Genomic DNA, 7,366 nt, shown 5'->3' on the forward strand with positions numbered 1-7,366 from the left:
TCTTTAACGGTGACGGAGCCCCAGGCTCTATGTTTGAACTAGCGTACAGTGAAACAGATGCGTCTTCCTTCGATAATTTAGCACGGATCTATCGTGATACTAACTACGGTGACGTAGAGGTTACTAATGATCTGTATAACGCATACGACCCTGCAGACATTCGTTTAGGTCTGTACTCAGCTGAAGATGAAGACCCAGACGATGCTCGTCCATTAAACTACCGCATGGTAGGCAAATGGACGAATGAACAGGGGTATGACAATATCGCTGTTATTCGTTTCGCAGAAGTTATTCTTAACTATGCAGAAGCACTTGCCTCTCAACCGGGTGGAGAACCTGCAGCTCTTGTAGAGTTAACCAAGATCACTTCTGAGCGTAACGCTCCGGCTTATGCAACAGGAGCTATAGCTAACGTTTGGAATGAACGACGACTTGAATTAGCCATGGAAGGTCACAGATTCTTTGATCTGATCAGAACCGGACGTCCTATCCCAATTGTGGACCCTGCTCAAACTATCGCCGATGGCGGAGTTCCTGCAGGTTCTTACCGGTTTGCAATGCCAATCCCGCAAGACGAGATTGATGCAAACTCAAGTATGGTTCAAAACGAAGGTTACGGCGACTAAGCTCTTGTAGTTTAGCAGTAAAGTAACTTAATACTTTAAGCCTCTCACAGTTATGTGAGGGGCTTTTTTTATGCCTTTAATTTTTTGATCCTTTAAAAGAAGTGGCAAGGGATTACTCTGGCAATAATCCATCTTTCGGCCTCAGGCCGGGTGATGGATGGTGTTGAATTTAAGCTCCATATCAAATCACTCTGGAACCCGGTTTACCGGGATGAAGAACCTGCACAAATATGATTACGGTTGGTTGCCCATATCAGCGAAGGGTTGATCGAGAGCATCACATTGCATAGTTATTATTTGTAAACCCTTCGCTTGTGTAATGGAAGATATCAGTGGTTGTTGAAGTGGTTTGGTTGCTTATATCCAAGCAGGTCTAAAGACCTTCGCTTGTTAATTTTCTTTGAGCATCCAACTACCAACTCACCAAAGACTTCCCCTGCTTTGCGGAGATTAAGGGGAGGGTCAGTGGTGCCAGAGTTTAGATCGTAAACCGCGCCAATGTGAATGTTGGAACCACGGATCAACCGGATTAAAGGATGATCACGGATTTGATCTATCTCGATCCCCATCTGACGGCTGCTTGAGGGTCAGGCACTCCAATCCAACAAAGAGCCGTCTGATGGATGGAATAGGCTCGGTTGGACTTGCAAACAAAACCCAATCCCTGTCCCTTGCCCTCCGGCACACTGAAATGAGTTGAGTGTCCTAATATCACCGCCGCAGGGTAAGGGAATGCCATGGTTAGTTTTCTAGCAATAATCCATCTTTCGGCCCCAGGCCGGGTGATGGATAGTGTTGGATTCAAGCTCCATACCAAGTCATTCTGAACCCGGTTTACCGGGATGAAGAACCTGCACAGATATGATTAGAGTTGGTTGCCCCTATCAGTGGTCGTAGTGAATACATCATTTTGATTCGCGGATTAACCGGATTTTAGGATGAGCACCGATTTGAACTATCTCGATCTCCATCTGACGGCTGCCTGAGGGGCAGGCACTCCAATCCTGCAAAGAGCCGTCTGATGGATGGACATGGTACTAGCGCAAGCGTCACGCTTGTGCGGTAGTGGGTTAGGGTTGGTTGCCCATTTATAAAACGTACACCCCTCGGTAAAATCAGTAAACTGATTTTACCTCTCCCCTCAAGGGGAGACTTTCTGAGATAGAAATTATAATCTTGGGCGATATAATTTTAGAAGTAGAAAATATTCAGGAAACACCTCCCTTGAGGGAGGTACAAACCGAATGGGAGTAACCGGTGAGTACAGCGCGCAACAGTAAACATAATTCCCCCGATATAGTTTAGATATAAAAAAAAGCCTTCTGAACTTAATCAGAAGGCTTTAATAGTGGCGGGTCCGCCAATTGTCGGATGTAGTCGGATTCGAACCAACGTCCGCCAGCCGGCGGATATGAGCCCGACGAGCTTATTTATATTTCTTTCGAATCTGCTCCCAAACATATTCCCTACCCTTTGCTGACTTTAATTGCTTTTCTCTTTTCATGGCTTCTTTTTTATCCTCAAACTCTTCTGTGAACACTAATTCCCAGGGGCGAAATTTTATCGTCCACCCTTTCTTACCCAATTTGTTGTGTGACAGAAGCCGCTGTTCCATATTAGAAGTATACCCAACATAGATCTTCTCGTAATTCGGTGAGTAGAGCGCATAAACAATGAACATAAATACCCCGATAAAATTAAGAGATAAAAAAAGCCTTCTGAACTTAATCAGAAGGCTTTGATAGTGGCGGGGGTAGGATTCGAACCTACGACCTTCGGGTTATGAGCCCGACGAGCTACCAGCTGCTCCACCCCGCGATTTGTAGACTTTAATATACGGTTTATTATCACTCCATATCAAGCTTATTTTTCTATTTATTTATTAATCTTTCACCAATGCTTTTCCTATTTTTGAAGAAAAATTAATAAGGTATTTTTAAATGATCACAAGTAAGCAAGCCATTGAATTAGAGAACAAATATGGAGCCCATAACTATCACCCGCTACCGGTGGTATTATCTAAGGGAGAAGGAGTCTATGTATGGGATCCGGAAGGCAATAAGTATTATGATTTTCTTTCCGCTTACTCTGCAGTTAACCAGGGACACTCTCATCCTAAAATAACCAAAGCATTGACTGATCAGGCACAGACGTTGAGTCTGACTTCCCGTGCTTTTTATAACAACGTGCTGGGTGAATATGAGAAATACGTAACCGAGTATTTTGGCTTCGATAAAGTATTGCCAATGAATACCGGGGCCGAAGGAGTGGAAACCGCCATCAAGATCTGCCGAAAGTGGGCTTACGAGAAGAAAGGTGTTCATGAACAGGAAGCTCAGATCATTGTGCTAGAAAATAACTTCCATGGGCGCACTACTACGGTTATCTCCTTTTCGAATGACCCGGATGCCCGAAAGAATTTCGGCCCTTACACACCCGGGTTCATCAAAATTCCTTATAACGATATTGATGCTTTGAAAGAAGCCTTGAAGCAACCTAATGTTGCCGGGGTTTTAGCCGAACCTATTCAGGGAGAAGCGGGAGTTGTGGTCCCTGATGATGAGTACATTCGCCAGATGGCCGATCTTTGTAAAAAGAATAATGTTCTGTTCATGGCTGATGAAATTCAAACCGGCATTGCACGTACAGGAAGTCTGCTTGCTGTGTGTGGTAACTGTAGCTGCGAGGGACACTGTGAACGTCAGTCGACCTACACTAAACCGGATATCCTGATCTTGGGTAAAGCACTTTCAGGCGGAGCTTATCCCGTTTCTGCTGTACTTGCTGACAATCACATTATGGAAGTCATCAAACCGGGGCAGCACGGCTCGACCTATGGCGGAAATCCACTCGCCTGTAAAGTCGCCATAGCAGCACTTGAAGTGGTTAAAGATGAGAAGCTTGCTCAAAACGCAAGAAAGCTCGGCAAGCTCTTCAGAGATGAAATGCAGAAATTGGTGGATGAAACGAATCTGTTTGTCAAGGTTCGCGGGCGCGGATTATTGAATGCTGTCATCATAAATGATTCACCGGAAAGTGACACAGCCTGGAAATTCTGTATTGCCCTGAAGAATAACGGACTTCTTGCGAAACCAACCCATGGAAATATCATCCGTTTTGCCCCTCCTTTGGTGATGACGGAAGATCAACTTATGGATTGCGTGAAGATCATCAGAAACACTGTCACTGATTTCAAGAAGTAGCAGCATATACTCCATTTTATGCTCCGGTGATACCTGCCAAATATGCAATTTCAACTTTAGTGAATTTAAACGCTATTGAGCTCTAATACGCGATTTGGTAGATTTGATTAAAGACGAATTCAAAGAACCGGAGATAGAAATGCGAGACACGATGAACATCACCCCTGAAAATGTACGTTCCGTTTTAAGTAAGCATATGCTTACTGATGGCTATGAAATGGTGCTTGATCTGGAGGAAAGTGAAGGGGCTTATTTATACGATTCTAAATCCGGAAAGCGATATCTCGACTTCTTTACGTTTTTTGCATCCAATCCGCTTGGAATGAATCACCCAAAACTGGCCGGTGATGATGAATTCGTGCAGCGTCTCGCCCGGGTGGCTATCAATAAGCCATCCAATTCCGATATCTATACAGAAGACATGGCACGCTTCATGAAGTCTTTTGACCGGGTGGGAATTCCGGATTATATGCCCTACTCTTTCTTTATCTCCGGAGGCGCTTTGGCTGTTGAAAATGCCATGAAAGTAGCTTTCGACTGGAAGGTTCAGATGAATTTCGAGAAAGGATACAGGGAGGAAAAAGGACACAAGATCCTTCATTTTGAAAAGGCCTTTCACGGACGTACAGGTTACACCCTTTCGGTCACCAACACGGTACCCAATAAAGTAAAGTATTTTCCAAAATTCGACTGGCCGCGGGTGATCAGTCCTGCCATGACCTTCCCCGCTACCAAAGAAAACATCGCTGAGACCGAGGCTCAGGAAAAACTCGCCATTGCACAGGCTGAACGGTTCTTTGAGATCTACAAAGATGATATTGCCGGAATTTTGATCGAGCCCATTCAGGGAGAAGGCGGTGACCGGCATTTCAGGTTAGAATTTCATCAGGCTCTGCGAGATCTGGCTGACAAGCATGACGCATTGCTTATTTATGATGAAGTGCAAACCGGAGTAGGCATGACCGGAAAATTCTGGGCTCATGAGCATTATGTGAAACCTGATATCCTGGCATTCGGAAAAAAAGCTCAAGTCTGTGGAATTCTGGCTACTACACGCGTCGATGAAGTAAAAACAAACTGTTTTCATGTTTCGTCCCGAATTAATTCTACCTGGGGCGGAAATCTGGTGGATATGGTGCGCTTTGGACGAATCCTGGATGTGATCGAGGAAGATAATCTAGTTGAAAATGCTGCTAAAGTTGGGAATTATCTTCAAACCCGATTAGAAACACTGGCTGACAAACACGAATATTTCACCAACCCTCGGGGAAAAGGATTATTCAGCGCCATTGATCTTCCAAACACACACGCTCGTGATCATGTCATCAAAGAGTGTATGAACAACGGATTGATGATCCTGGCTTGTGGACCGAATACGGTTCGTTTCCGCCCGCCTCTCACCATTACAGAGGATCAGATCGATGAAGGACTGGACATTCTGGAAAAGGCTTATCTGACCAAATTAGACGAATGCCCGGTTGTTGGCTAATAATTGCTTCTTTTAGGTTTAAGTTGACGATGGTATTTTAACTGCTGAATCATATTTAATTCAAAGAGACGCAGGCACTTGAAAACCATCCTCAGCTATCTTCCATTTTCAGATCGGGAGTTTAAAGATGTGATCGCTACCATGATCACATTTCTATTCCTTGGATTTTTGATCCGTATCTATGAGATCGTTCTGATATCACAGAATTTCACCCTGCCTGACGGGTCTTTTCTGATCTACTTTAAAGCTCTTATCTCCGATCTGTGCCTATTCTCATTTTGGGCCGTTATGCTGGTGGCAGTCTGGGCATTACTGGCTAAGATGACCCCAAATTATGCATCAAAAATTATCAAGGCGTTCATTGTTCTACTTATTATCACTTCCATTGCCCTGATACAATATTTTGGAGAGGTTTTGGTGCTTTTGGGAGTTGATCTCTGGGCTTATAATTTTACAGAGATCGGTAATACGGTCATCACTTCGGTAAGCTTTGGACTCAAGGAGATCGCACCTTTGATCGTCTTTCCCCTTATCTTTATTTATACTGCTAAAGGACTAAATAAAATTCAATACAGCCGTGCTTTCCAAAATTCTTTTTTGATCGTTTTAGCAGTTTGTACCCTTTTGAGTTTTCTGACTTATCCATCTAAGGATGATCATGAACTTGAGTTGACCTATGCGCTTACAGTGAATAAGGCATCCTATTTTTTCGGTGAAACAGCAGGTCACCTGTTTTCCAGTCTAACTAACGAAGAGTATTCCGGTGATGAATATCCCTTTATGAAGGAACCGGACACGGAAGATGTTCTCGGACCATTGCTAAACAAGCCTGAAAGGCTGCCAAATTTTGTCTTTATTATTGTTGAAGGTTTGGGAGGTACCGTTGTGAACCCAAATGCATCCTATGGAGGGTTTACACCTTTTCTTGATTCACTGTCTTCCGAAAGTTTATACTGGACGCATTTCCTGTCAACCAGTGGACGGTCGTTCAATGCACAACCTTCCATTTTCGGCTCCCTCCCCTATGGTAATACTGGATTTATGGATCTAGGATATCGAATGCCGGAGCATCACTCACTCATTTCAATTTTAGATAAGAGTGGATACCAAACCAATTATTTTGGTGGCTACGATACCAGCTTTGACAACCTGGACATTTTCTTAGAACAACAAGGCATTGATCTTTTGGTCAATTCATCTCGCTTTCCCAATGCCTATCAGCGAATGGACGAGATCGAAGGCGGTTTTAGCTGGGGATATTCCGATCACGATCTCTACGATTTTGCTTTCACGTTTCTGGATGATTTCAGTAACAATGAGCCACGCCTCGATATCTTCTTTTCCCTTAATTTTCACGAGCCGTTCATCATTCCAAACACCGAAAAATACGACCGGCTTTATAAACAGAAACTTGAAAGTCTTAAAGTATCTGAACAGGATAAGCAAACGTATCGGGATCATCCGGAGCTTTTCAAGGCATTGCTTTATACCGACGATTCCATTCGACAGCTCATCGACCGCTACAAACGGCGGGAGGATTTTGACAACACTATCTTCATCATAACCGGAGATCATCGAATGGTACCCATTCCACATCGTGATCGTATTGACCGGTATTATGTGCCTTTTATGATCTACTCTCCATTGCTTAAAGAAAGCAAGACGTACAAAGGAGTTTCATCTCATCTCGATATCGCTCCAACCTTAACAGCTTATCTTTCTGCCAATTTTAGTAGTGAAATTATTATTCCTAAGCAAGTACACTGGCTCGGAGGCAAACTCAGCACAAATGAGGAGTTCATTTCAAATAAAAAAGTCCCCTTCATGAGGACCAAAAATAACATGGCTGATTATTTATCCGGAGAGTATTTCGTTTCTGATAACCGTCTTTACAGGCTTCATGAAGGCATGCTGCTCGGTGAGTTAGACAACCCTGATCTCAAAGACCGGATCTATGAGGAATTTGAAGCATTCAAACTTAAGAACAGCTATGTGACGGCTGAAAACAGACTCATCGAACTAACTGATTCCCAAAAACGTGATTTTGA

6 protein-coding genes and 1 tRNA gene are annotated in these 7,366 nt (G+C 43.6%); 4 read left to right on the plus strand and 3 right to left on the minus strand.

All coding sequences use genetic code 11. The features are described 5' to 3' along the window. Window positions 1–626: RagB/SusD family nutrient uptake outer membrane protein (locus VFM80_RS10730; protein WP_395071829.1), on the plus strand; the 626-nt coding region annotated here is incomplete at its 5' end. 329 nt (window positions 627–955) lie between these two features. On the opposite strand, the gene VFM80_RS10735 is transcribed toward VFM80_RS10730, so the two are convergent. The 3 genes from VFM80_RS10735 to VFM80_RS10745 form a co-directional block, all read right to left on the minus strand. Then, window positions 956–1,195 carry a hypothetical protein gene (locus VFM80_RS10735; RefSeq protein WP_395071830.1) on the minus strand — a complete coding sequence of 80 codons (240 nt, stop codon included), beginning with the start codon at window positions 1,193–1,195 and terminating at the stop codon, window positions 956–958. 857 nt (window positions 1,196–2,052) lie between these two features. Then, a complete protein-coding gene (locus tag VFM80_RS10740; protein WP_395071831.1) occupies window positions 2,053–2,307 on the minus strand; it encodes a GIY-YIG nuclease family protein in 255 nt (84 codons plus the stop codon). A 64-nt stretch (window positions 2,308–2,371) separates the two neighbouring features. Further along, window positions 2,372–2,444 (minus strand) — tRNA-Met (locus tag VFM80_RS10745). A 122-nt stretch (window positions 2,445–2,566) separates the two neighbouring features. On the opposite strand from VFM80_RS10745, the gene rocD reads away from it, so the two are divergent. The 3 genes from rocD to VFM80_RS10760 form a co-directional block, all read left to right on the plus strand. Further along, window positions 2,567–3,829 carry an ornithine--oxo-acid transaminase gene (rocD, locus tag VFM80_RS10750; protein WP_395071832.1) on the plus strand — a complete coding sequence of 421 codons (1,263 nt, stop codon included), beginning with the start codon at window positions 2,567–2,569 and terminating at the stop codon, window positions 3,827–3,829. Between the two features lie 133 nt (window positions 3,830–3,962). Further along, on the plus strand, window positions 3,963–5,318 hold the full coding sequence (lat, locus tag VFM80_RS10755; RefSeq protein WP_395071834.1) for an L-lysine 6-transaminase: 1,356 nt from the start codon (window positions 3,963–3,965) through the stop codon (window positions 5,316–5,318). Window positions 5,319–5,396: 78 nt separating this feature from the next. Next, window positions 5,397–7,366 (plus strand): LTA synthase family protein (locus VFM80_RS10760; protein WP_395071833.1); only part of this gene is annotated, 1,970 nt, incomplete at its 3' end.

The sequence above is a fragment of the Gracilimonas sp. genome, assembly GCF_035704785.1.
GTDB lineage: Bacteria > Bacteroidota > Rhodothermia > Balneolales > Balneolaceae > Gracilimonas.

Coding starts and splice junctions, on each gene's coding strand:
- VFM80_RS10735 (WP_395071830.1), bottom strand. CDS start 1,195: ATGGGGATCGAGATAGATCAAATCCGTGATCATCCTTTAATCCGGTTG.
- VFM80_RS10740 (WP_395071831.1), bottom strand. CDS start 2,307: ATGTTCATTGTTTATGCGCTCTACTCACCGAATTACGAGAAGATCTAT.
- rocD (WP_395071832.1), top strand. CDS start 2,567: ATGATCACAAGTAAGCAAGCCATTGAATTAGAGAACAAATATGGAGCC.